This is a genomic window from Alicyclobacillus tolerans (assembly GCF_048984885.1).
Lineage (GTDB): Bacteria > Bacillota > Bacilli > Alicyclobacillales > Alicyclobacillaceae > Alicyclobacillus_I > Alicyclobacillus_I tolerans.
In genome coordinates this window covers 468,738-491,727 of sequence record NZ_JBMGNK010000002.1, presented here as the reverse complement: position 1 = coordinate 491,727, position 22,990 = coordinate 468,738, and the positions used below count along the sequence as shown (strand labels likewise).

The window sequence follows — 22,990 nt, the reverse complement described above, 5'->3', positions numbered from 1 at the left end:
GTGAAAACCCTGTGGTGGGCAACATCTTAAATGCCTAGACGCTCTAAAATCATATCCACATGTTTGGTATGCCAAGCCGGGTTGAAACACTCGTCCAGTTCTTCCGGCGTCAACAACTCGCGAACCTGGGGAACTGAAGAAATGATGTCTTTAAAAGAACGCCCTTCTTCCCATGCTTGCATGGCGCGAGGTTGGACAATGTCGTAAGCCTCTTCGCGCGCCATCCCCTTATCAATCAGCATCGTTAAAACACGTTGCGAAAACGTCAAGCCATGCGTACGTTCCATATTGCGCAGCATGTTTTCTGGGAAAACTGTAAGATCTCCTAAAATCCGGTTCATTCTGTTCAACATATAATCCAGCAAAATGGTAGCGTCCGGAAAAACAATTCGTTCAACGGAGGAATGACTGATATCTCGTTCATGCCACAAAACAACGTCTTCCAGCGCCGGTACCACATAGCCGCGCAAAACCCGAGCCAATCCCGAAATCTGTTCGCAAGAGACAGGATTTCGTTTATGCGGCATGGCAGAAGAACCTTTCTGACCTTTATAAAATGGCTCTTCTAACTCGCGAATTTCCGATTTTTGAAGAGCCCGAATTTCTGTTGCTATTTTGTCCAACGTAGTTCCTATGAGAGAAAGGGTAAAGAGAAATTCTGCATGTCGATCGCGCTGCAACGTCTGTGTAGAGATTGGAGCAGGTTTAAGACCCAACTGCTCACAAACAAACTGCTCTACAAACGGATCGACATTAGCGTAAGTCCCCACTGCGCCTGAAATCTTTCCGTAACGCATCCGTTCAGCAGCAGCTTGAAAACGCTCCATATTGCGCAGCATCTCTGCGTACCAAAGACCAACTTTGAGTCCAAATGTGGTAGGTTCAGCGTGAACACCATGTGTACGTCCCATCATGATGGTATGGCGGTACTTGTCCGCAAGTTGGCGAAGAGTGACTAACAGGGTTTCTATATCTTGAGTTATCAACTTGACGGCGCCTTGTAATTGAGCTGAGAGAGCAGTATCCACCACATCCGTGGATGTCAGTCCATAATGCACCCATTTTCGCTCAGGCCCCAGTGATTCTGAAACAGCACGTGTAAATGCCACCACATCGTGTCGTGTTTCCTGTTCAATCTCCAACACTCGATGGACATCAAAACGCGCGTTGTCACGAATTTTCTGAGCATCTTCACGAGGCACCACTCCAAGGCGTGCCCACGCTTCCACTGCCAGTTTCTCAACCTCCAGCCACCATTCCATACGCGCTTGAAGCGTCCACAAGTTTGCCATTTCCGGCCGCGAGTAGCGATCGATCACTCTTGTTCCCCCTCATAATGGCCATTTTACAGTTGGCCCTGTTCCTCTCTATGTTACCACGAAAAAACTTAAACCCGAACATTTTTTATAAATTGATACAGAATGTTCGCCATTCATGGCTCTATAGGTTTGTCTACACAATTTTGCCTTTTTGCCGTTCCCTCATGCGCTAATGCAACATACGATGACCATTGTCTGGGGGAACTGACCGATGCATAACAACCGAAAACCTGAGATGGGAAAGTATCTTTTGTGGCAATACTTTCGTCGACACCCATTTTTGCGATCTTATTTACCAGAAACACGCCGCTATTCATTCGGCGCACTAAAGCATTTTCTCAACCGCTATCAGGCAGTGTATATCAAGCCATCAGCAGGCTCACGCGGACGTGATATTTATAAAGTTTGGCAAGCCAAGCGAAGGTTTTGGTTAAAAGAAACGACTCATCCGGCAATGGCTTTTACTTCTATAGAAAAACTTCACCTTCACTTGCAAAAAACAGCCCTTCGTCGGGAACGTTATATTATCCAACAAGCTATAGATTTGGCCGAATATTTGGGTTCTCCTTTTGATATTCGTTCGATGGCACAAAAAGCAAAGCCGGGTGGTCGCTGGTTGTTCTCTGGGATGCTGGCAAAAGTGGCTGGTAAACACAGCGTCGTCACCAACGTTGCTCGCAGCCACGGCTATGTGATAACAGTCGATGCCGCTTTACGTCACAGCTTTCACTGGGACAGCCAAAAGATTGCTAACGTCAAGAAAGAAATGATTCAAATTACACTACTCGCTGCAAAGCATCTGGATAATTATCAAACTTACCGAGAACTCGGATTGGATATAGCCTTAGACTCATCAGGGCGAATTTGGATTATAGAGGAGAACACAGGTCCTAGTCATGCGCTGTTCGCACGCCTTCATAGTGACCTCTCTATGTATAGACTGATTCAACGGCGCAGTCGCGCTTACCGATTGGCCAAAAAATCACGACGAAAGTAGTTTGTGGTAGAAAAATACAACTAATCAGCCAAACCTTCTTTTTTTAGAAGCAGCCGAGATCGTACAAATCGGTGTATGATGCTTTTGACGCACAAGGAGGCTGGTATGGTTGAAACTGGTATCATGGAATGTCAATGGTTTGCGCGCATGCGTAAATAAAGGTTTTCTGGATTACTTTCATCACATCCAAGCTGATGTCTTTTGTATACAGGAAACGAAGTTGCAGCAGGGACAAATTATATTAGATATAGGCGATACATATCAGACATATTGGAACTATGCTGAAAAAAAGGGCTACTCTGGAACCGCCATATTTACAAAAATCCCCCCTCTGTCTGTCTACTACGGAATTGAACAAAACCTAGAACCTGAAGGGCGCATCATAACATTGGAGTTTCCATCTTGTTATGTTGTCAACGTTTACACCCCTAACGCCAAACGCGATTTGTCTCGTTTGGCCTATCGATTGGAATGGGAGGACAGGTTTCGTGCGTATTTACTGAATCTGGATGCCATCAAGCCCGTCATTGCGTGTGGTGACTTGAACGTAGCACACGAGGAAAAAGATATTAAGAATGCCAAATCGAATCGGGGGAACTCGGGTTTTACTGACGAAGAACGGAACAAAATGACTGTGCTACTAGACTCGGGCTTTACCGATACTTTTCGCTATCTCTATCCAGATCGGACGGAAGCCTATACATGGTGGTCGTATATGCCTAAAGTACGCGAACGTAATATCGGTTGGCGAATTGATTATTTTTTGCTATCCAACCGCTTGCGAGATCGGATAATGGACGTTCAAATCGATGCTCATGTATACGGAAGCGATCACTGTCCAATTGTGCTCGACATGGCTTAATTTCTCCGTTCTGGAGTGTCCACTATACTGTCTTAATATCATGATGAAGAAAGGGAACGCCTGTATCAGACGTTCCCTTCCGTTTCAAAATCGATGACTATTAAATCTTCCATTCCTAGTTGACGAAGATGTTCCACATAACTTTGATGTGCAGGATGTGGACCGTAAGCAGCCAACGCTTCTCGATTCACAAATTGTACCGTCAACCCAACATTAAAACCTCGTCCACGACCACTGAAGTCTCTCCCCATCTGCATGCCAAGAATACCGGGAATCTCTTTGGAGAGTTTGCTTGCGCCTTGCTCCACCATGCTCCATGTTTCATCATTCAGCGTTTCTCTAAATTGAAACATCACCATGTGTTGAATCATGCGAGAATCTCCTCTCCTTGACTTTACTCCCATTCAATCGTTGCTGGAGGTTTGGAAGTGATATCATAAACCACACGGTTAATTCCCGGTACCTCGTTAACGATGCGAGTTGAAATACGTTCTAGCACGTCATATGGAATACGCGCCCAATCCGCCGTCATTCCATCTTGCGAGACCACACCACGCACAGCTACTGTAAATCCGTACGTCCGTTCATCACCCATAACACCCACAGAACGATTTCCGGTTAAAACAGTAAAGTACTGCCAAATCTCTCGATCCAGTCCAGCTTTAGCAATCTCGTCGCGAAGAATGGCATCTGATTCACGAACAAGAGACAACTTTTCTTCATCCACGTCGCCAATAATTCGAATAGCAAGACCGGGACCCGGAAAGGGTTGCCGATGCACAAGCGCTGCGGGTAATCCAAGTTTTTCTCCTAACGCCCGCACTTCATCTTTAAACAATTCTTTCAACGGTTCAACCAATTCAAAACGTATATCTTCCGGCAATCCACCCACATTGTGATGCGACTTAATCGTAGCCGCAGTCGCTGTACCTGACTCCACAATATCCGTATAAAGGGTTCCTTGAACCAGAAAAGAAAATGGTCCGAGGCGCTCTGAAGCTTCCTCAAAGACACGAATAAACTCGGTGCCAATCAACTTTCGTTTCTGCTCCGGATCGCTAACTCCTGTCAATTGACCAAGGAACCTCTGGCGAGCATCAATGCGTTCCACATGCACTCCCAAATCGCCAGCAAGTGATTCCATCACCTGTTGAGATTCGCCTTTTCGCAAAAGACCGTGATCGACAAAAACAGCCGTCAGTTGCTCACCAATGGCGCGATGTACCAACGCTGCCGCAACTGCCGAATCCACGCCTCCAGAGATGGCACAGAGCGCTCGTTCACCACCTACACGCTGACGAATCGCAGACACACTTTCGGAAATCAAATTGTCCATTGTCCAATCGCCGCTGCAACCACAGATTTCAAAGAGGAAATTTCGCAACAAATCGAGGCCGTATTCACTATGGCGCACTTCCGGATGGTACTGGACAGCATAAAATTGCCGCTCTCTATGACTCATGGCAGCAATCGTTCCATTATCTGTGCGAGCGTCACATTGGAAGCCCGGCGGTACAGCCTGAACGGCATCCGTATGGCTCATCCAAACTGACTGTTGTTGAGGCAATCCATTAAAAAGTACAGACGGCTCTGGCTCTAGTCGCAATTGTGAGCGTCCATATTCGCGAACCAGTCCACGATGAACCTGCGCTTCAAAATGTTTAGCCAATAATTGCATACCATAACAAATACCCAAAATGGGGACGCCAAGTTGATAAACTTCCGGTGTTACCGTTGGTGCACCTGGTGCAAAAACACTATTAGGACCACCACTAAAGACAATGCCCTTCAAGTTGCGCGCTCGCAACTCTTCCACACTGACTGTAGGTGGCAAAAGTTCAGAGTACACTTGCATATCGCGAATGCGGCGAGCAATCAATTGATTGTACTGACCGCCAAAATCGATCACCACTACCGTTTCATGCTGGGACACTTGTGATTTCCACTCCCCTGGTGTCACGATGTCCACTGTGTATGGACAAGCGCTGATTCGCCCCTCATTCTACAGAGTGCAAGCCTAATGGTCAACGCGTGCGCGCATTGCGGCGGCGACCTTTTTTCGTACGCCTGTCAACGCCAGCATAAAAAAGCTGCCACAATTCCAACAGACGCTCTCTCTTGCGACGTCCGAGCGGTTGTTTGCCGTACCAGTGAAGCTCCAATGTCCGCACCAATTCCAGCATACCTTCCCGACCCGCGCGTGTACGCTCTCCTAATTGAACGAGATCGCGCAAAGTAGACTGGCGATGATTCGGCAACCACCCAACTCTTTGCAAATGCCGAATTAAAACGACCATGGGCCGAGCAGATAGTTTGCCATCAGACGTCTGCCAGTCACGCAAGGTGCGTTCCGGGCGACGACGGCGCAATCCCCAGAAGATGATAACCACCATGAACGCTGCCAATCCTACCAGCGAGATCAGTAATGCCAACCAGGGAAAAGTAGTGCCTTGAGATGAGACAGACGCCTTGACTGATGGGGAGCGTGCACCAGGAATAGGAATAGCCCGTCTTCTTGTGGATGTTGGATTCTGTTGTTTCATGGCAGGACTACTCGCAGGCGTTTTCGCATGGCTCGATCCTAATCCAGTCAAACCCGCCGTTACATTCGGGGCAAACGGCATATGATAGGAAGGCGTAGGATCAAAGGGAACCCATCCATAGCCTGGAAAATAAACCTGGACCCAAGAATGGGCATCGCTCTCACTAATTTGATAGGTGGGCATAGAACCATTGTCTCCAGAGGAAATTTCCTGACCCGCTGTAAATCCAGTAACCCAGCGCGTTGGAATTCCTACTGTACGTAACATGACGGCCATGGACGATGAAAAATTATTACAATACCCCCGCCGCGATTGAAACAAAAATTGAGCTACATAATCTTGATGCGGACCCGGTATGGGAATATTTTGCGTATGGTAGCTATAATGCGTTTGCAAATAATGCATAACATCCATCACAGCACTGTATTCATTGGCCGATCCGGCAATAATTTTTTGGGTCAATTGATATACCGAACGCGGCAATTCAGCAGGCAGTTGCAAATCATGCTCTGCCACCGAATCGGGAAGTTCTATATTCAATTCATTTAATGAAATTGGATGTTGAGCCAGAGTTTGATAAGGATGAATCAATTGCTCACTGACTACAGTATAGCTACTATCTACCGGAAGTTGTGGCGCATAAAGATTTCCTTGTAAATGATCGAAAACAAAAGCGGGGACCTGCATGGGGAACTGTATGACCTTTTTTAATAAATATCCAGCTGGTAGCACATGGGTAGGCAGAGATTCAACCAATTGTATATTTTGGATATTCTCGCGTGTCTGAAACTGCTGCAAGGCATCAGATGTCCCACCGTAGACAACCTGGTTTAACTTGACGTTGCTGACCTCATTGCCATTGATGCCTGCACTGATCCAACCATGTCCAGTATACGTGGATAGAACCTGACCTTCGATATAAGTCGGAAAGGACTCCGTAATGTCAAGCACAGGCGTATCATTTTCGACAAAAGGACCTCCAAGCCGGCTGTCGTTTAACTGATAACCGACAAAATGTTCCGGTGTCTGCTGACTGCGTCCAACCCCAGACGGTGTGGAAGTTATCCAATGTTGCAATGGATTAGGCCAGGCCGCCTTCGGTTTGGGTAAGGCAAAAGCAACACCCGCACAACAAACAAAGAGCAGAATCATGGGGGTAAACAACCGTAGTCCCCACAATCCAAACATCTTTCCTTCAGCGAGTATTGGACGCAGCCCATGCAAACTGAGAACGATTGCAAAAAGCAAGAGCATCCATACAAGTTCTATATTGGGATGGACTTTGGTATTGCCATCTATCACTCCAAGCACCATTACACCCAGCAAATTATAGAGAATCCACAAACGGCGGTGCTGACTGGCATACACAATCAACCAAAAGAGAACAGCCAGCAAAAACAGAAACAACTGAGTGGCAAGCGGATCGACCAAATGATGCTGCTGAAGGAGCCACAACATTTCTTTTCGCTCACGTTTCAGAAGCTCGCGCAACGCTGTAAACCCGGCATGGTTGGTATAGTAAGAGAAAGTGTAGGCATAGGAAGCGAGCAGGCTGATAACTGCACGCAAAAGTCGAGACGGAAAGAGGGTGACGATGGCAAGGGGCAACAACAATATCCAGAAAGAAGCGGGAGTGCGTAAGAGTTGAAGCGAAGCCATAGGCGGCAAAAAGAGATAGAGCCAAATAGCCGCCAGGCAACCCATGGCCAATCGGACTCCCCGCGATACATGAGCCACTTTAGTATCGCTCACGTCCTAGCCCCTCCCTTCCTGCTTGAATAGACTGCGAGAGCATGGTTGTGGCTGGCACCTGGCGTACACGTACGCCAAGTTTTGCTGCTTGTTGAACACAGCGCTGTGTGGCTGGGCTTACATCCGCATAACCCATCGGTATTATCCATTCTATAGGATGATGTCGCCGTACGGACGTCAGCACTTGCATGACTTCTTCTGTCAACGCTGGTGAAATAATCACCAGCGTGCTACCAGCAGCAGCTAAACTATCCAGTCGGCGCAACGACACAGCAAATGGCGTTGATTCTCGCGGTTGAAGTTCTGCGAGCCTGTCCATCGCCCGAATCAATAAAATGTCGCTCGATCCGGTTGGTAATAAACAAGGTGCTCCCAAGTGATACAGCAGCGTGAAACGCTGTTGCCGCTCCTTTGCATAGCGCATCAAACTTGCGCAAATTTCCAAAGCTCGCTCAAACGTCTGCCCGGGTAATGTTGCGTACGACAAAACAGCGGCATCAATGACAAATGTGAGATGAATGGTTAACTGCCTTTCAAATTCTTTCGCTTGCAGCATATGACGCCGGGCAGTAGCGGGCCAGTGAATTCGGCTGAGCCTGTCACCTGGCTGATAGCTGCGAACCCCCACCACACTACTGGCTTCCTCGGTCCGCTGTCGGATAGTCTGTTCAGCACCACCCAGTTCCGTAGCAAGCGGTTTCCAATCACGCACTGTGATAGATTTCGGCACCACCAGCACACGCTCCATGTACGGTTGTTCAAACCGTAAGCTCTGCCAGCCAAAAACATCCTTCGTTTCTATGGAAACTGCAGAAAATGTGTAAATGCCTCGGGCTGCATTGTCAAGAGTAAATCGACAGGAAAATTGGCGAGACAAAAGTGGCAACCGTATCGCTATCCATTTCGATGGAAGGTTAGCCACCGTGCTTTGTGTCTCTACGGAGAGGCGCACCCAGAGGAGTGGCCAGAAACTTTTGCGTTCAATTTGACACTCCAGTTGGAGCGATTGTCCAGCAGTCAAACGGTGCGTTGAAATGCGACAGTCCACGTTTACCCCATTCAAAGAGAATGCATTTGTTCCCCATTCGTATAACGAGAGAAAAGAAGCGCTATAAAAAAGAAACCAAGAAAAAAATCCTCCCTGAACGCGGCTAAAGACATAAAGTGCGGCCAGCAAAATCAAATTGAGACCCACAGCCACGATTTGACGCATTAAACCCTGGCCCCCTGTAGAAAAGGAATCGCAACCCGGGCCAGCACCTCCTCAATCAACACTTCCGTTGTTTCACCATTCAAACGTGCTTCTGGAGCAAGAATGAGACGGTGACTCAACACGTAAGGAGCTAAATAGCGAATATCGTCTGGCACTACATACGTTCTTCCTGAAACAAACGCCAGTGCCTTGGCAGCTTTTTGCAGTGCAATCGCCGCACGTGGTGAAGCGCCAAGCAACAATTTGTCCAACCTTCGCGTATTTTGCACAAGAGTGACAATGTATTGCTGCAATTCTTTTTCCATATGCACAGCCGTGGCTTCATTCCGCCAGTTGAGTACATCTGTGGGACTCGCCACAGGTGAAAGATTTTTTAATGGCGAACCAGCACCATGCTTCTGTAAAATGACGAGTTCTTCTTCAGGCGATGGATACCCCATGTGAATTTTCATCATAAAACGGTCTAATTGCGCTTCGGGAAGCGGGAACGTCCCTTCAAATTCAATTGGATTTTCTGTAGCTAGCAGCAAAAAAGGGGAAGGCAACGTATACGTTTCTCCGTCCACCGTAACCGCTTCTTCCTCAAGCGCTTCAAGCAGGGCGGACTGCGTTTTGGGGGATGTACGGTTGATTTCATCTGCCAGAACCAACTGGCCAAAGATGGGCCCCATACGAAATTCAAAAGTTTGCGTTCGCTGATTATAAATAGATACGCCCGTGACATCCGAAGGTAAAAGATCTGGTGTAAACTGAATTCTTTTAAAATCACAACCCAGCAATTTAGCCAATGACTTGACCAGCATCGTCTTGCCCACACCAGGAACATCCTCAATCAAGCAATGGCCGCTGGCCAAAAGTGCCGTTAAAAGCAATTTCAAAACCTTTTCCTTGCCCACAACCACACTCGCCAATCCGTCTTTAAGCGGAAGCAGCAGTGGATTCCACTCTTCTGTTTCGATCCGTTTTTCTTTCACAGCCGCGTCCCCTTCCTCATCATTCACTTCCAATCTATCACAAATTCACATCCCTGCCGACTGAAAGATTTCGCAGACTAGTAGATTCGATCTGGCGGTAACAAGCACAGATACTCTTTCCATAAAAAAATCGGCGCCCATCAGGGACACCGATTTTTTGGCAGACAACCAAACCAGTCTGCACAAAATTACATCATGCCGTCCATACCGCCCATGCCGCCCATGCCGCCGCCAGCAGCTTTTTCTTTCTCCGGCTTGTCGGCCACAACAGCTTCGGTGGTAAGGAACATTGCAGCCACGGAAGCAGCGTTTTGGAGAGCAGAACGCGTTACTTTAGCCGGATCGACAATACCTGACTTAATCATGTCAACCCATTCGCCTGTAGCTGCATTGTAACCAAAGCCAACTTCCTCTTTCTTGAGGCGGTCAACAATGATGGAACCTTCGACTCCAGCATTGTCAGCAATCTGGCGAACTGGAGCTTCCAGAGCTTTGCGAACCAGGTTGAGACCCGTCAGTTCGTCGCCAGTAGCCTGCACTTTGTCCAAAGCAGCAATCGCATTGACCAACGCAGTACCGCCACCCGCTACAATACCTTCTTCGACAGCAGCGCGAGTTGCGTTGAGCGCATCTTCAATACGCAACTTTTTCTCTTTCAACTCGGTCTCTGTAGCAGCACCAACCTTGATGACAGCAACGCCGCCAGCCAATTTAGCCAAACGCTCTTGAAGTTTCTCGCGATCGAAATCAGAGGTGGTTTCTTCAATCTGAGCTTTAATCTGCTTAATGCGAGCTTCAATTTCAGTCTTGTCGCCATTGCCGTCCACAATGATGGTGTTCTCTTTGGAAACACGCACCTGACGAGCGCGACCCAGCATATCCATCGTGGTATTCTTCAGTTCAAGACCCAGTTCTTCAGAGATAACTTGGCCACCGGAGAGGATAGCGATGTCTTGCAACATCGCCTTACGGCGATCACCAAAGCCAGGCGCTTTGACAGCCACAGCTGTAAAGGTTCCTCGCAGCTTGTTGACAACCAAAGTTGCCAGTGCTTCGCCTTCTACGTCTTCCGCAATCAAGAGCAGCGGACGTCCAGACTGAACCACGCGCTCCAAAACGGGCAGGATTTCTTGGATATTGCCGATTTTCTTATCAGTGACCAGAATGTAGGGTTCTTCCAGAACCGCTTCCATTTTGTCCGTGTCAGTAACCATGTAAGGAGAAATGTAGCCGCGATCAAACTGCATACCTTCAACGACTTCAAGCTCCGTGGTAAAGCCTTTGGACTCTTCCACTGTAATAACGCCGTCTTTGCCAACTTTCTCCATAGCGTCTGCAATCAATACGCCAACTTCTTCCGATCCGGCAGAAATTGCAGCCACTTCGGCAATGTTCTTGCGGCCTTCGACAGGTTTGGAAATGCGCTTGATTTCTTCTACAGCAGCAGCTACAGCTTTTTCAATACCACGGCGAAGCACCATGGGGTTTGCGCCAGCAGCTACATTCTTCAAGCCTTCACGAATCATGGCCTGAGCAAGTACAGTCGCTGTAGTGGTTCCGTCACCCGCTACATCGTTCGTCTTGGTAGCGACTTCTTTGACCAACTGTGCGCCCATATTTTCAAAAGCGTCTTCCAGTTCAATTTCTTTTGCAATGGTGACACCGTCATTGGTGATGAGCGGCGAACCAAACTTCTTCTCAAGCACCACGTTGCGGCCTTTAGGTCCAAGCGTAACTTTTACAGCGTCAGCCAAAGCATCGACACCGCGGAGCATGGCGCGGCGAGCTTCTTCGCTAAACTTGATTTCCTTTGCCATTCAAAAGTCCCTCCCTGTCTCGTTGCAGATTACTTTTCTACAATCGCGAGAATGTCGCTCTCGCGCAAAATCAGCACTTCCTCGTTGTTCACTTTCACTTCTGTCCCAGCGTACTTGGAGTAAATGACGCGGTCCCCAACTTTGACGTCAAGCGCAATGCGTTTGCCGTCTTCATAACGGCCCGGACCCACAGAAATAATTTCACCCTCTTGCGGCTTTTCCTTGGCATTGTCCGGCAGGAAAATTCCGCTGGCGGTTTTCTCCTCGCGTTCTACAGGACGCACCACGACGCGATCTGCGAGTGGCTTCAGCATGTGAACACCCTCCTTGATTGTCAACATCATTTCATTTGTTAGCACTCAATCAACCTGAGTGCTAACACCAGTGAATATGATAGCGACTTAAGCCCATCTTTGCAAGGCACTCAACAAAAAAAATTAGGTTTTTTGAAAATCATAGAATCCTACTATTCCATACTCATCTCACATTGACTCCTAACCCAGCGCCTCAAGCAATTGTCGTGGCTGGTCTGCCGGCAGGACAGGCAGGCCCAAAAAAGCAGCACCACCAGCAATCGTTTGGCTGGATATCGGGTTCATATCTCCAAAACTACACTCCTTGTCCAACTGGCTTTCAGAGTGATTCCATAAAACAACTGCGCGCAGATTGCTCATGGGAATACGCAATAATTCCAGCAGACGTCGCTCATCAGGCGCTATAGCTAATTTTGGCCAAGGCGCATCTTTGACGCCTTCGACCAATACAAATTGCGGCCGTTGACACTGCATCGCAAGCCGTTCCAGCCAATAGTTAGCCTGTTCAACCGACGATACTGGTGAGGAAGAAGCATGATGCGCCAGGCGCTGATAGTAAAGGCTGTGACCTGCAGCAAAGAGGACAGTGGAAGCCGCTCCTGCACGCGCGTAGACATCCGTATCACTGCCCGGCTTCTGCCAGTCTGGCCATACTTCTTCTGAATAGGACTGCTCTAAATGTCCATCATGCTTGAAAACAGCCACTCGCTGACCTTGACTGGCAAGATATTGGACAAGCCGGCAAATCAAAGTAGTTTTCCCATACCCTGAAAAGCCAACGATACCCGCTACACGCATTTCATCAGGCATTCAGCCAGCCACCTACTCCCAACTGCGCAATGTCTTTCTTTGTGATGGCAATACCCGCCAAAACGCGCGGCAGAAGCAAATCAAACGAAGTTTTACTGTCAAAAATCACGGCACCCGGCAGACCAAAGATAACCGTTTCACGCAGATAGGCGAGCATCAGCATAGATCCGGGCAAAACAGGCGTACCATAGCTCACCACTTGACTTGCACTATTTCGAATGGCCAAAGGTGTTCTGTCATCCGGATCAACCGACATGCCACCTGTCACACAAATCAGAGTGGCTCCTGCAGCATGCGCACTGCGAATCGCTTGTTCAATATCTGACACGTCGTCGCCCACAAATACCTGCTGTGCTATACCCAGACCATAGCGGGCCATTTTTTCGCGGAGAATCGGACCTGATTGATCCTGCACACGTCCGCTGGCAATTTCACTGCCCGTGGTGACTAAATGAATACATTGCGGCTTATACGGAAGCACATCTATCATCGCCATACCGCCTACCGCTTCTCTTGCCATACGTTCCACATGGGCAATCTTCTCTTCAGCAATGACGAGCGGGATTGGCCTGAGTCCGGCAACCGATTCTCCCGCATCCACATGCGAATATGGTTTCTTCGTCGCAATAGAGATTTCGTCGATCTCGTTCATTTCCGTGACCCGACGCTTATCCACCCAAAGCATACCGGAAGTGGCTGCCTTTAAAACGACCTTTCCCTCATGTACAGGTGCAAGAAGAACTCCCTGGCCCGCCAAAGCAGTAGCCATGCGAACTGCCGCCTCGTCTTCATGCAGTTCTCCTGCATCTATCTCCATGACATAAATATGTCGCTTACCCATATCATAAAGGCGGGATATATCTTCTTCTTGAATCACATGCCCTTTGCGAAAAGCAGCTCCCTTAAATTTCCCAGGTACAATTTGCGTCATATCATGAGCCAAAACCAGGCCAACCGCCTGTTCAACCGGGACTTCCCGCAACTTCAATCTTCTCCCTCGCTTTCAGAAGCCAAACGATACCAGCCGTTCATATGGACCCGGAGAACCTACTCAATCTTTCTCGCCATACTTTGAAGTTGGATATGCTGCAGCCAAGCTTGATAATCTTCTGGTGTATGAATAGGACGCAATCCCCAGTCATCCACACAATCCTGCCATTCCTGTACATGAATCTGTTGCAGAACTGGCAAAATCCGCTTCTCACCACGTTCTGCCGCCTGGCGTAAGAGCATTCCTACATGTGGCCGATAAATAGCTACAAGCGGTTGCCAACGCCCTTCATAGACTGCCATCAGACCCTCTATATGGGATGGAAGGCTTTGAAAGAGGGTCCACATTTGCTTCAGGTATAGTGCTTGCAAACCCGGCAAATCCCCCGCAAGCACTAAATAGCCTTTAACATGAGGCAAATCCTTTTCCGGCCAAGCATTCGCTAGCGCCTGTAATGGCCCCTGATAGGCTTCCCGATCGCGCTGGTAGACAATGTCCGCAGGCCACGTCTGCTTCATTTCCCTGGTTCCACCAATGATTGTAACTCTCTGAGCCACAGCATACGCTTCTTGAACGACATGACTTAAAACCGTATCTGCCTGGCCTGGAATACGCAACAGGGACAGCTTGTCCACACCCATTCGCAGGCTTTGTCCACCAGCCAGAATCAAGGCATGCAACATGATACCACTCCGTTTTCGTCAAGCAGCATATCCATGCGTACATCATGCGCTTCTGCTGGCAAATCTGCTACTCGCTGCACTGCATAGAGTACACCTATTTTCAACACGCTAGGCGGCAAAACAGCCAAAACGCGATCGTAATAACCGCCACCATAACCCAGACGAACTCCGCTTTCCGTAAAAGCGAGGCCTGGCACCAGAAGCAGAGCAAAATTTTGCGGTTCTACAGCGTTCTGTTCATTCCGCAAAGGCTCGCGAATCCCATAGTGTCCTGTTTGAAAATCTTCTTCCTTTGCAGCACGATAAAAACGCATCTGCCGATTTTCTTCAGATTCCACTGCCGGAAAGGCAAAAATCCATTTTGCAAGGGATGGACGTTCTAACAGAGAAAATAGATTCACTTCTCCGCGCATGGACCGATATAATCCTATAGAATGCGGCACAGGCCAAGAGCGGGAAAGCAAGAAAGATTCTAATATCCCGCATATTTGCTCGTCTTTGTGCTGCCTTTCCGGTACAGTGAGTGTCTGCCGAAGGCGAAGCATCTGACTACGCCAACGCTGTTTGTCTTCCCTCGGATTCACTGCCACTTTAATCTCCTTTGAGCAAGCTCAAAAAACATATTTTCATGCTGTCGTTTGATTTCTTGAAGCATAGATTCCAGCCAACTGAAAGAGTAGTGGTGCAACAAATGTGGCAAACAGTCCCATTGCAGTCGTTTGTGCCACCAGTCCAACGCCTGTTGACCACGCGACATGAGCAATTACACTTTTCATTCCCCATTGTACCCCAATTAATCCTGCCATGCCGATGATGCTGGCCGCTACTCGCTGCCAGACACTTTTTCCGCTGACGCTGCCTACAAAACGTTCTTCCAAGACTGCTCCAACGCCCATGCCGAGTAGAAAACCACAATACTGTTGACCACTTGCTGTCTGTTGAAAACTGAGCAAGACTAGTGGCAAAACTACTGCTGCCGTCCACTTCCAGGAAAAAGGCACTTCACGGTAACTCCACCACGTTCCTATACTCCAGCCCACATAGGCAAGAAAAAATCCAAACGCCCAGCCTACGATTACATCTAAGGGCCAGTGCAAACCTAAATACACGCGCGACCAACCAATCAGTGCCACCAAGAGTATACCTATTGCCCAGAGTACCTTGCGTTTGAACCAACGTCCAAGCAGCGTCCAGAACATCATCGTACCCTGTGCATGCCCGCTTGGCATAGAATAGATGGCATCGCCTATGGAGCTTGTATACCCTGAGCGAATACCGGGCACGCCAATGGGACGCACCCAACCGAAGCTCGTTTTTAGCCAACTGTTGACGGCCATACCCAAAACAAACACGTACGCCATTCGCATTCCTAACTTGCGATTCACAGACCAATATAAAACAGGCAACAAAAGCAGGTAAAACGGTTCTAGACCAAGCCAAGAAAGCATGCGCGCCAGGCTATCAAGATGCGGCGAAGCGTGCGATTGAATGGCTACTATCCATCGATACTGCCAGGCAAATCCGTATGGCAGCGGAAAATTGGTTTGCACCATGAGAATACCCTCTCCTCGCCCCTTGTCAAACAACGATTGATGGACATTCAATGTGAAACAACTTTTCCAGGCGCTTCTGGAGGCGTACACTAGAAAGCGCACAAACGGGACAGCACACTGGATGGGACAAGAGAATTCTATGCATCATGGAGGCCAGTTCATGATAGTTTTGCAAACAAACCGAATTGCTAAATCTTTCTCTGGTATAGATATCTTGCGCAATATTTCTTTGACGGTGCAAGAAAAAGAACGTCTTGCCATTGTTGGCGCCAACGGTGCGGGAAAAACCACGCTGTTGCGTATTCTGGCGGGCGAAATTACTCCCGATAGCGGTTCTGTCGCCATTGCCAACGGAGCCAGCGTCGGCTACGTTTCCCAATACGCCGGCAAGGCCGAAGCGTCGGACAGCGTATATTCGTTTGTGGAAAAAGCTTTCAGCGAGATCCGCCAGATGGAACAGAAATTGCGTCAAATGGAAGCGCAGATGGCCGATCCTGCCCTGCAAGAGAACCTTCACAGCTACAACATGCTTATGGAACGCTATGCTAACCTACAAAAATCATTTGCAGATGCTGGTGGCTTCAGCATAGACGCCCAAATTCGCCGAATTCTGCACGGCATGAACTTCCCACCAGAAACGCATACGCTATCCGTAAGCAGTCTGAGCGGCGGCCAAAAGACGCGCCTTGCTCTAGCTCGGCTGCTTGCCGCTCAACCCAGTCTGCTTCTGCTGGACGAGCCCAGCAACTACCTGGATACAACCACACTCCGTTTTCTTGAAACCTATCTTCAGCAGTACGAAGGAAGTGTCATTGTCGTTTCGCACGATCGCTATTTTCTCGATGAGGTGGCAACCGCCATTTTCCATATAGAGCATGGTACTGGTAAACGCTATCCTGGCAATTACAATTATTTTGTGGAAACCCGGGCTTTGGAACTGGAGCAGCAGAAAAACGCATATGAAGCGGCACTGAGTGAACGACAGCGGCTTGAATCGTTTGTGCAGAAAAATATCGCCCGCGCATCGACCACCAAACGGGCTCAAAGTCGACGCAAATTGTTGGAACGGATGGGGGTGCTGCAACCTCCTGACAGCCAATCGCCAAAGCTCGCCCTGCAATTTTCAGAACGCCGCCCATCTGGCAAAGATGTGTTGGAAGTCCATGATTTACAGATTGGCCACAATCAAACGCCTTTGACAGCACCTATCCATTTCAGCATTCGACGTGGGCAGCGTGTTGCTCTGCTTGGCGAGAATGGTGTGGGCAAAACTACATTGTTGCGCACATTGGCTGGCGAGCTGCTGCCTTTGGCGGGGCAAATTCAATATGGAACTCATGTCGATCTCGGTTACTACAGCCAGGAACAAGAAAATCTGAATCCCCAACAGACCGTCCTGGCGGCAGTATGGGATGAATTTCCCCATCTCGACCAAACCACAGTGCGAACCGCGCTGGGGCGCTTTCTCTTTCGTGGTGAAGAGGTGGAGAAACTCGTAGCGGGTCTATCTGGTGGAGAAAAGAGTCGAATCAATTTGTGCCGCTTGATGCTGCTGCAAGGTAACACGCTTTTACTCGACGAACCCACCAATCACCTTGATTTGTTAGCCAAAGAAGCGTTGGAAGAAGCGATGGAGGACTTTACCGGCACGATTCTGTTTGTCTCCCACGATCGATACTTTATTGATGCTATGGCTACTCATGTGGGTGTTCTTACAAAAGATGGACTCGTCTTGCACGAAGGCAATTATACGGATTGGCTTGCTCGCGAAAAGGCGATTCAAGAAGCTGCCGAAGAACGTGCTAGAGAAAGTCAGCAAATAGCGTTCAACGAGCGCCAAAAGAACGCAGAGAAAAATTCGCTAAAAGAAATTCCAAAAACGCGCGTGCGTTCCGCCGATCTCAGACGTGCCAGAGAGCGTGTGGAAAAATTGGAGAACTTGATTGCAGAAGCTGAAACTCAATTGGAAAGCTGTTTGCAGCAACAAACGACTGTCACGCTGGAACAGCAATGGACGGAACTCGAACATTGGCAGCGTCAAGAAAATGAGATTCGTACTCATCTTGCAGAACTCATGAAAGATTGGGAGCACGCACAGATACATTTGGAGGAGTTGGAGCGTCTTAACCACAACTGGTAAACCATGCATAAAACGAAATCGTCCGTGACACGCTAACAGCGAACCTTTGGCTTGGTTCGGACTTCGTCCAAGCCAAACAGATCGGATGGTGAACGTCAGTGTGGTTTCCTGGTAAACGTCCGCACACCGCTTCACGCAAGCAGAAATTTTTTTCCCATCAGATTAATGTCGGATCGGAACCTTTGCGAAAAAAACACCAAAATCCGTTTGATGCTGTGGTGCCCCACCCTGCTGAAGCTCCGCACTATCACGGACAATTGAATCAAGCATTGGAATATTTCCACAAACGACTCGGTCATTCAGACGATTTTTTTGTGCGTCCTTTCAAAATTATGGGTCGTTCTTCTGCACTGCTTTTTTTAAGTACCATCACAGATAACCAACAGTTGGAGGTGTTGCTCCGTTCCATTCTACAACACCGCTTTCCATCCAAACGACCGCGTAATCTTTTGCATTACCTAACAGATTCTGTCATCTCGAATAGTACTATCCTCTATAAAGACAATCTTTTTGAGCTTTCTGAAGACATCAACAACGGCTCAGCCGTCCTTTTGATTGACGGTGAAAAAAGTGCACTGGTCATTACCGTCAAGTTTATTGAACACCGTACGCCAGACCAGCCCTACATTGAATCCACGGTGCGCGGTGCGCAGGTTTCTTTTGTGGAAAATATCGACATTAACATTGGTGCCATACGCGTTTGGATGGCAACAGAGTCCCTGACCATCAAAAAATTTAAAGTTGGCTACCGCAGCCGCCGGGAAGTTGCAGTTTTATATTTATACGATGTGGCGAATCCTGTCGTGGTAGATACCATTCTGAAACGAATTGAATCGATACACGTGGATGTGGTTACACAAAGCGCCGAGATTGAACAGCGCATCAGCGACCACTCTTGGTCACTATTGCCCATGACACGCGTCACGCAGCGCATCGATTCAACCATCAAAGAATTGAACCAAGGTAAAGTGCTGATTATAGTTGACGGTGACCCAAACGCCCTGTTGGTGCCAGCCACTTTTCAGGACTTTTTTCAAACTGAGGAAGATTACGGACACATTTTTTATGAAGCTATGTTTATTCGCTATCTTCGCGTCATCTCATTCTTCTTCGCGCTCTTTCTGCCTGCGCTTTATATTTCGTTTGTCGATTTCAATCCAGAACTGTTGCCCAAAGTCCTTGGTATTGCTATAGCCAAATCACGCGAAGGTGTGCCCTTCCCAGCTACCATTGAAGTCATGATGATGCAGGTGGTCATTGAAATTCTGCGCGAAGCTACTTTGCGCATGCCCAAACAGATGGGTCAAACCATTGGTATTGTCGGCGGTTTGGTGCTTGGTGAAGCGGCTGTGCAGGCAGGACTGGTTTCAAACATCTTGATTATTGTGGTCGCACTGTGTGCCATGTCTGTCTTTGTTACGCCCAGTTATGAATTTAGTGTCGTTCTGCGCTTGGGGAGTTGGATCATGATTATTGCCGCTACCCTGTTTGGCCTTTATGGCGTGGTACTTGCTGCTATGTGGGGCATTATGGAGTTAGGAGGTATGAAATCGTTTGGCGTCTCTTATGTCGATCCGTTTGGCGGTGAACACATCATGGACGTTTTTATTGACTCCTTCATCATTCGTTTGCCTGTACACTTGATGCGCCAACGCACATCCCATCTTCATCCCCAAGATGGCACAGGTGCTGTGGACGTGAAGGAGTTGCCCAATCTGCACCCACAAGTTGAGAAAAGCAATCGGCAATTCAATGACTGGAAACGAAGAAGGCGACAACCATGAACAGACGCTGGCAAAAAATCCTCACTCTGAGTTTCACTACAGTCATCACCCTTTTTCTTCCAGGGTGTTGGGATTACCACCGCATCAATGACCGAGCGCAGGTGATTGGCATTGCCGTAGACGCTGTTCCCAAACAGCCGCAGCTGATTCAATACACCTTTCAAGTTCCACTTTTCTCCGACCCGGAAAGCCGTGGCAAAGTGGGAGGCATTCGAGCAGGCGAGGGCGGCAAGCAACCAAGCGCAACAAACGCATCGAGCGACAAGTTTCGCAATTTTACTGAAGTTGCACCCACGCTCATGCAAGCGATTACCCATGCCCAGATGCATTATGACCGCAATTTTTATTTCAATAATTTGGAATCTGTCATTTTATCTGAAAAACTGAAAACATCTACCATTGAAAAAGTATTGGCAGCGCTGATGCGCTCAGGCAACATCGACAAAATGGCCTTTGTAGCATTCAGTAGAGACCCAGCAAAAGACATTTTGGCAGTAGAGGCATCTTCCCCTCCCGCTGATGTGATGGAACGCATACTGGGGGGGGATTTGAAACAAATCGCCTATGTAGCCCGTACACGACTCTGGGAATACTGGCGAGATTTTGTCTCCATTGGTGTTGATCCACATGCGCCGACTGTCAAAGTGGACCCCGACGGAAACTTGATGTTCAGCGGCCTTTATGCTGTAAATCGCGGTAAACAGAGCGTGAATTTGACACCAGAGGAAACTATGATGTTCAACCTTATCAACAACCAAATTAAAAACGCATCACTTTGGGTGAATTATGGTGGACAGCCGTTTGAACTGAGTTTTATGCGCGGCTCGGGGCGATTTTTTGTCACCAACGTCCCTTCCAGCCATCCTGTTTTGCACATTCGCGCCACCGTACGCGCGCAATTAGCCCAAGATCCCAATTGGGGATTAGAAAATGTTTCCCAAAAAGAATTGTACCAGGATGAATGGCGGGCTTCGCAACAAATGGATGAAGAAATCCGCGCCACCATTGAAAAATTGAAAAACAAGGATTTAGATATTCTGGGCTTTGGTCAACAGGTGAGTGTCTTGCATCCTCGACTCAAATCATATATCGAGCACGATTGGGGGCGAGCTTATAAACAAGCTCAAATTGATGTGAAAGTGCGGATGCTTATCAACTACAAAGGTAATCTCATGTAGAACAGAAAGGGTGGAGTCGGTGCACCAGCAAAAGTGGTTTTTGTCCGGTTTTCAAGTGACAGAACTCATTTCCGCCAGTTACTTACCGCTCACTTTCTGGATTTTCCCGCGTATAGCGATTGAACAGGCCGATCGCGATGCTCAGTGGTCTGTATTGGTAGCTATTCTGATAAGTGTCTTTATGGCCTGGATTCACACACTCATCAATCAACGTTTTCCCACTTTGACCGCTTGCGAATACACCAACTTAGTTTATGGAAAATGGTTAGGTAAATTTTTCTCTTTTTGCTATTTGCCAGTTTATCTTGCATTTACTTCTATCTGCGTATATCTTTTCATCACGGCCATCAAACCCTACTTCCCGTCCACGCCGCGCGTTGTTTTAGAAATTGTCATTTTTCTGGTGGCGACTCGGGGAGCCTGGATTGGAGTGGAAACGCTTGGTCGCATTTCGTCCATCGTCCACCCGCTGACGTTAGCTGCCGTCACTTTTATTTTTATCTTTATCATGACGCAAAGTAATCACTTCTGGTTGCCGCACGAAATCGTTTCTCTGCCTTTGACATTAAAAGGGGCTCTACATATTTTGCCCATATATCTTGGCTTTAGTTTTTTTCTGTTGATTGGGCCCTATTATAATCATAACAAGCGCATCGCCAAATGGTATCCATTGATTTCTGTTTTTATCTCTGGTTTTGTTATTTTAGTCGCATTTTTTGCGGTTATTCTCAATTTAGGGTGGGAAGGGACTCGCACGCTTTCCTTCAGTATCCCGTTTGTCCTCCAGCTCATTCGTATTCAAGGTTTTTTTGTAGAGCGACTCGGCATTCTGATTATTGTCGTATCGACAGCCTTCTCTATATTGTTTTTAGCCATCCATATTTGGGGAATCTCCTCATTGGCTTGTCAGATTTTTACTAACTCAGAAAAACATTATAAATACTGGGTCATTCCAGTGAGTGCTTCAGGCGTAATCATCGCCAGCTTGATTCCCAATGAACAAATGATTTTTGACATCATTAACATGATTATGGTTCCGGCCAGTGTTGTTTTACTTCTCATCATTCCTTTCACCACCTTGCTGATTGCCATGATTCGCCGCTTAAAAACAGAACCACCTCCCTCCTTTAATTTTGAAGGCGATCGACCTCAGCGCTAAAAAGTACAAATACCTGTTTGGATAAACATGTTTGGCCATTTTTTGAACACACTAGCCAATACATGGCCGCAATCAGAAAAGCGACTGGATAGGCGTGAATTGTCTGCACAGGGAGGAACCGCATGATTGATCCAAATATTCGTTACACTCGCGCCGCCCTCAGTTCCATCGATACCGTTCAGTTACATTTACGCAAACCATGGATGTGTGCCTTTTGGTCCTTCGCATTTCCAGGACTTGGACATCTAGCTCGAAATCGCAATTTAACTGGATATTTTTTTATTATGTGGGAATTAATAGTTAACACTCAATCTCATATCAATCTAGCTATTTTTGAAACGCTCATTGGTCATTTCAATGATGCGACAAATGTGCTGAACACACGTTGGCTGTTACTTTACGTAGGTACGTATATTTATTGTATTTGGGATTCTTATCAGGGTGCGGTTAACTTGAATAAACTCTACATGCTTGCTATTCACCGTCCCAAAGCGTTACAGCCCATGAAAATGAATGCACTGGAAATTAACTATCTTGACAAAAAACTACCATGGATAGCGCCTGTCTGGTCTGCCTTTATGCCGGGAGCAGGACATTTTTATCTACATAAAATTCCGAATGGTATTTTATTTCTTGTCTGGTGGATTGTTGTCGCCTATAAAAGTAATCTACTAACCGCCATTCAACTTGCTTTCACAGGACACTTTTCTGCCTCGGCAGCAGCGCTGGATATTCAGTGGTATTTGTTTATGCCTTCGATTTACAGTTTTTCTCTTTATGACTCCTACCTTACAGCCGTCGAGCAAAATCGGCTCTACGAGTTGGAACAAGCCCGGTTTCTTAAAGAGCATTACCAACGCATATCGTTCTCAATCTCCCGCCTATTTGTGAAATGAGGTTC

General features: G+C 47.7%; 20 protein-coding genes. 7 read left to right on the top strand and 13 right to left on the bottom strand.

All coding sequences use genetic code 11. From position 1 onward, the window contains the following. Positions 1-26: 26 nt before the first annotated feature. A complete protein-coding gene (purB, locus tag ACOJUR_RS02565; protein WP_420949176.1) occupies positions 27-1,319 on the bottom strand; it encodes an adenylosuccinate lyase in 1,293 nt (430 codons plus the stop codon). A 211-nt stretch (positions 1,320-1,530) separates the two neighbouring features. On the opposite strand from purB, the gene ACOJUR_RS02560 reads away from it, so the two are divergent. Both ACOJUR_RS02560 and ACOJUR_RS02555 read left to right on the top strand, forming a co-directional pair. After that, a complete protein-coding gene (locus ACOJUR_RS02560; protein ID WP_072873972.1) occupies positions 1,531-2,316 on the top strand; it encodes a YheC/YheD family protein in 786 nt (261 codons plus the stop codon). A 109-nt stretch (positions 2,317-2,425) separates the two neighbouring features. Then, complete coding sequence (locus ACOJUR_RS02555; RefSeq protein ID WP_420949175.1) at positions 2,426-3,178, top strand: exodeoxyribonuclease III; 753 nt, start codon at positions 2,426-2,428, stop codon at positions 3,176-3,178. Positions 3,179-3,243: 65 nt separating this feature from the next. Here the strand turns inward: ACOJUR_RS02555 and ACOJUR_RS02550 are convergent, their stop codons facing one another. The 12 genes from ACOJUR_RS02550 to ACOJUR_RS02495 form a co-directional block, all read right to left on the bottom strand. Further along, complete coding sequence (locus tag ACOJUR_RS02550; RefSeq protein WP_072873974.1) at positions 3,244-3,549, bottom strand: Dabb family protein; 306 nt, start codon at positions 3,547-3,549, stop codon at positions 3,244-3,246. A 23-nt stretch (positions 3,550-3,572) separates the two neighbouring features. Further along, on the bottom strand, positions 3,573-5,111 hold the full coding sequence (guaA, locus tag ACOJUR_RS02545; protein WP_420949174.1) for a glutamine-hydrolyzing GMP synthase: 1,539 nt from the start codon (positions 5,109-5,111) through the stop codon (positions 3,573-3,575). 91 nt (positions 5,112-5,202) lie between these two features. Then, complete coding sequence (locus tag ACOJUR_RS02540) at positions 5,203-7,473, bottom strand: DUF4129 domain-containing transglutaminase family protein (RefSeq protein WP_420949173.1); 2,271 nt, start codon at positions 7,471-7,473, stop codon at positions 5,203-5,205. After that, a complete protein-coding gene (locus tag ACOJUR_RS02535) occupies positions 7,460-8,686 on the bottom strand; it encodes a DUF58 domain-containing protein (protein WP_420949172.1) in 1,227 nt (408 codons plus the stop codon). Before ACOJUR_RS02535 ends, ACOJUR_RS02540 begins: the two co-directional genes overlap by 14 nt. Then, a complete protein-coding gene (locus ACOJUR_RS02530) occupies positions 8,686-9,660 on the bottom strand; it encodes an AAA family ATPase (protein WP_238413606.1) in 975 nt (324 codons plus the stop codon). Before ACOJUR_RS02530 ends, ACOJUR_RS02535 begins: the two co-directional genes overlap by 1 nt. A 188-nt stretch (positions 9,661-9,848) precedes the next feature. Next, on the bottom strand, positions 9,849-11,477 hold the full coding sequence (gene groL / locus ACOJUR_RS02525; protein WP_072873978.1) for a chaperonin GroEL: 1,629 nt from the start codon (positions 11,475-11,477) through the stop codon (positions 9,849-9,851). 29 nt (positions 11,478-11,506) lie between these two features. Beyond that, the gene (gene groES, locus ACOJUR_RS02520) at positions 11,507-11,791 is read right to left on the bottom strand and encodes a co-chaperone GroES (RefSeq protein ID WP_072873979.1); all 285 of its coding nucleotides are present in this window, start codon (positions 11,789-11,791) and stop codon (positions 11,507-11,509) included. 180 nt (positions 11,792-11,971) lie between these two features. Continuing rightward, complete coding sequence (locus tag ACOJUR_RS02515; RefSeq protein ID WP_420949171.1) at positions 11,972-12,601, bottom strand: molybdopterin-guanine dinucleotide biosynthesis protein B; 630 nt, start codon at positions 12,599-12,601, stop codon at positions 11,972-11,974. After that, positions 12,594-13,532: a molybdopterin-binding protein gene (locus ACOJUR_RS02510; RefSeq protein WP_420950490.1), complete on the bottom strand. Its 939-nt coding sequence runs from the start codon at positions 13,530-13,532 to the stop codon at positions 12,594-12,596. The genes ACOJUR_RS02515 and ACOJUR_RS02510 overlap by 8 nt, the downstream gene beginning before the upstream one ends. A 116-nt stretch (positions 13,533-13,648) precedes the next feature. After that, on the bottom strand, positions 13,649-14,275 hold the full coding sequence (gene mobA / locus ACOJUR_RS02505; protein ID WP_072873982.1) for a molybdenum cofactor guanylyltransferase: 627 nt from the start codon (positions 14,273-14,275) through the stop codon (positions 13,649-13,651). After that, entirely contained in the window at positions 14,260-14,865 is a 606-nt protein-coding gene (locus tag ACOJUR_RS02500; RefSeq protein ID WP_306955433.1) for a 5-formyltetrahydrofolate cyclo-ligase, read from the bottom strand. The genes mobA and ACOJUR_RS02500 overlap by 16 nt, the downstream gene beginning before the upstream one ends. 36 nt (positions 14,866-14,901) lie before the next feature. Next, complete coding sequence (locus ACOJUR_RS02495) at positions 14,902-15,828, bottom strand: phosphatase PAP2 family protein (protein WP_420949170.1); 927 nt, start codon at positions 15,826-15,828, stop codon at positions 14,902-14,904. A gap of 160 nt (positions 15,829-15,988) precedes the next feature. On the opposite strand from ACOJUR_RS02495, the gene ACOJUR_RS02490 reads away from it, so the two are divergent. The 5 genes from ACOJUR_RS02490 (at position 15,989) to ACOJUR_RS02470 (ending at position 22,985) form a co-directional block, all read left to right on the top strand. Beyond that, positions 15,989-17,968, top strand: coding sequence for an ABC-F family ATP-binding cassette domain-containing protein (locus ACOJUR_RS02490; RefSeq protein ID WP_420949169.1), 1,980 nt, complete (start codon positions 15,989-15,991; stop codon positions 17,966-17,968). 98 nt (positions 17,969-18,066) lie between these two features. Continuing rightward, positions 18,067-19,752, top strand: coding sequence for a spore germination protein (locus tag ACOJUR_RS02485; protein WP_420949168.1), 1,686 nt, complete (start codon positions 18,067-18,069; stop codon positions 19,750-19,752). Beyond that, complete coding sequence (locus ACOJUR_RS02480) at positions 19,749-20,930, top strand: Ger(x)C family spore germination protein (RefSeq protein ID WP_420949167.1); 1,182 nt, start codon at positions 19,749-19,751, stop codon at positions 20,928-20,930. Before ACOJUR_RS02485 ends, ACOJUR_RS02480 begins: the two co-directional genes overlap by 4 nt. A gap of 19 nt (positions 20,931-20,949) precedes the next feature. After that, positions 20,950-22,089: a GerAB/ArcD/ProY family transporter gene (locus tag ACOJUR_RS02475; protein WP_420949166.1), complete on the top strand. Its 1,140-nt coding sequence runs from the start codon at positions 20,950-20,952 to the stop codon at positions 22,087-22,089. Positions 22,090-22,211: 122 nt separating this feature from the next. Beyond that, positions 22,212-22,985 carry a hypothetical protein gene (locus tag ACOJUR_RS02470; RefSeq protein WP_420949165.1) on the top strand — a complete coding sequence of 258 codons (774 nt, stop codon included), beginning with the start codon at positions 22,212-22,214 and terminating at the stop codon, positions 22,983-22,985. Positions 22,986-22,990: the final 5 nt, after the last annotated feature.

Excerpts from the sequence above, each read along its gene's own strand:
- ACOJUR_RS02535 (WP_420949172.1), bottom strand. The coding sequence starts at position 8,686 with ATGCGTCAAATCGTGGCTGTGGGTCTCAATTTGATTTTGCTGGCCGCA.
- mobA (WP_072873982.1), bottom strand. The coding sequence starts at position 14,275 with ATGTTGCATGCCTTGATTCTGGCTGGTGGACAAAGCCTGCGAATGGGT.
- groL (WP_072873978.1), bottom strand. The coding sequence starts at position 11,477 with ATGGCAAAGGAAATCAAGTTTAGCGAAGAAGCTCGCCGCGCCATGCTC.
- ACOJUR_RS02495 (WP_420949170.1), bottom strand. The coding sequence starts at position 15,828 with ATGGTGCAAACCAATTTTCCGCTGCCATACGGATTTGCCTGGCAGTAT.
- ACOJUR_RS02515 (WP_420949171.1), bottom strand. The coding sequence starts at position 12,601 with ATGCCTGATGAAATGCGTGTAGCGGGTATCGTTGGCTTTTCAGGGTAT.
- ACOJUR_RS02470 (WP_420949165.1), top strand. The coding sequence starts at position 22,212 with ATGATTGATCCAAATATTCGTTACACTCGCGCCGCCCTCAGTTCCATC.
- ACOJUR_RS02490 (WP_420949169.1), top strand. The coding sequence starts at position 15,989 with ATGATAGTTTTGCAAACAAACCGAATTGCTAAATCTTTCTCTGGTATA.
- ACOJUR_RS02550 (WP_072873974.1), bottom strand. The coding sequence starts at position 3,549 with ATGATTCAACACATGGTGATGTTTCAATTTAGAGAAACGCTGAATGAT.
- ACOJUR_RS02510 (WP_420950490.1), bottom strand. The coding sequence starts at position 13,532 with ATGACGCAAATTGTACCTGGGAAATTTAAGGGAGCTGCTTTTCGCAAA.
- ACOJUR_RS02560 (WP_072873972.1), top strand. The coding sequence starts at position 1,531 with ATGCATAACAACCGAAAACCTGAGATGGGAAAGTATCTTTTGTGGCAA.
- ACOJUR_RS02480 (WP_420949167.1), top strand. The coding sequence starts at position 19,749 with ATGAACAGACGCTGGCAAAAAATCCTCACTCTGAGTTTCACTACAGTC.
- groES (WP_072873979.1), bottom strand. The coding sequence starts at position 11,791 with ATGCTGAAGCCACTCGCAGATCGCGTCGTGGTGCGTCCTGTAGAACGC.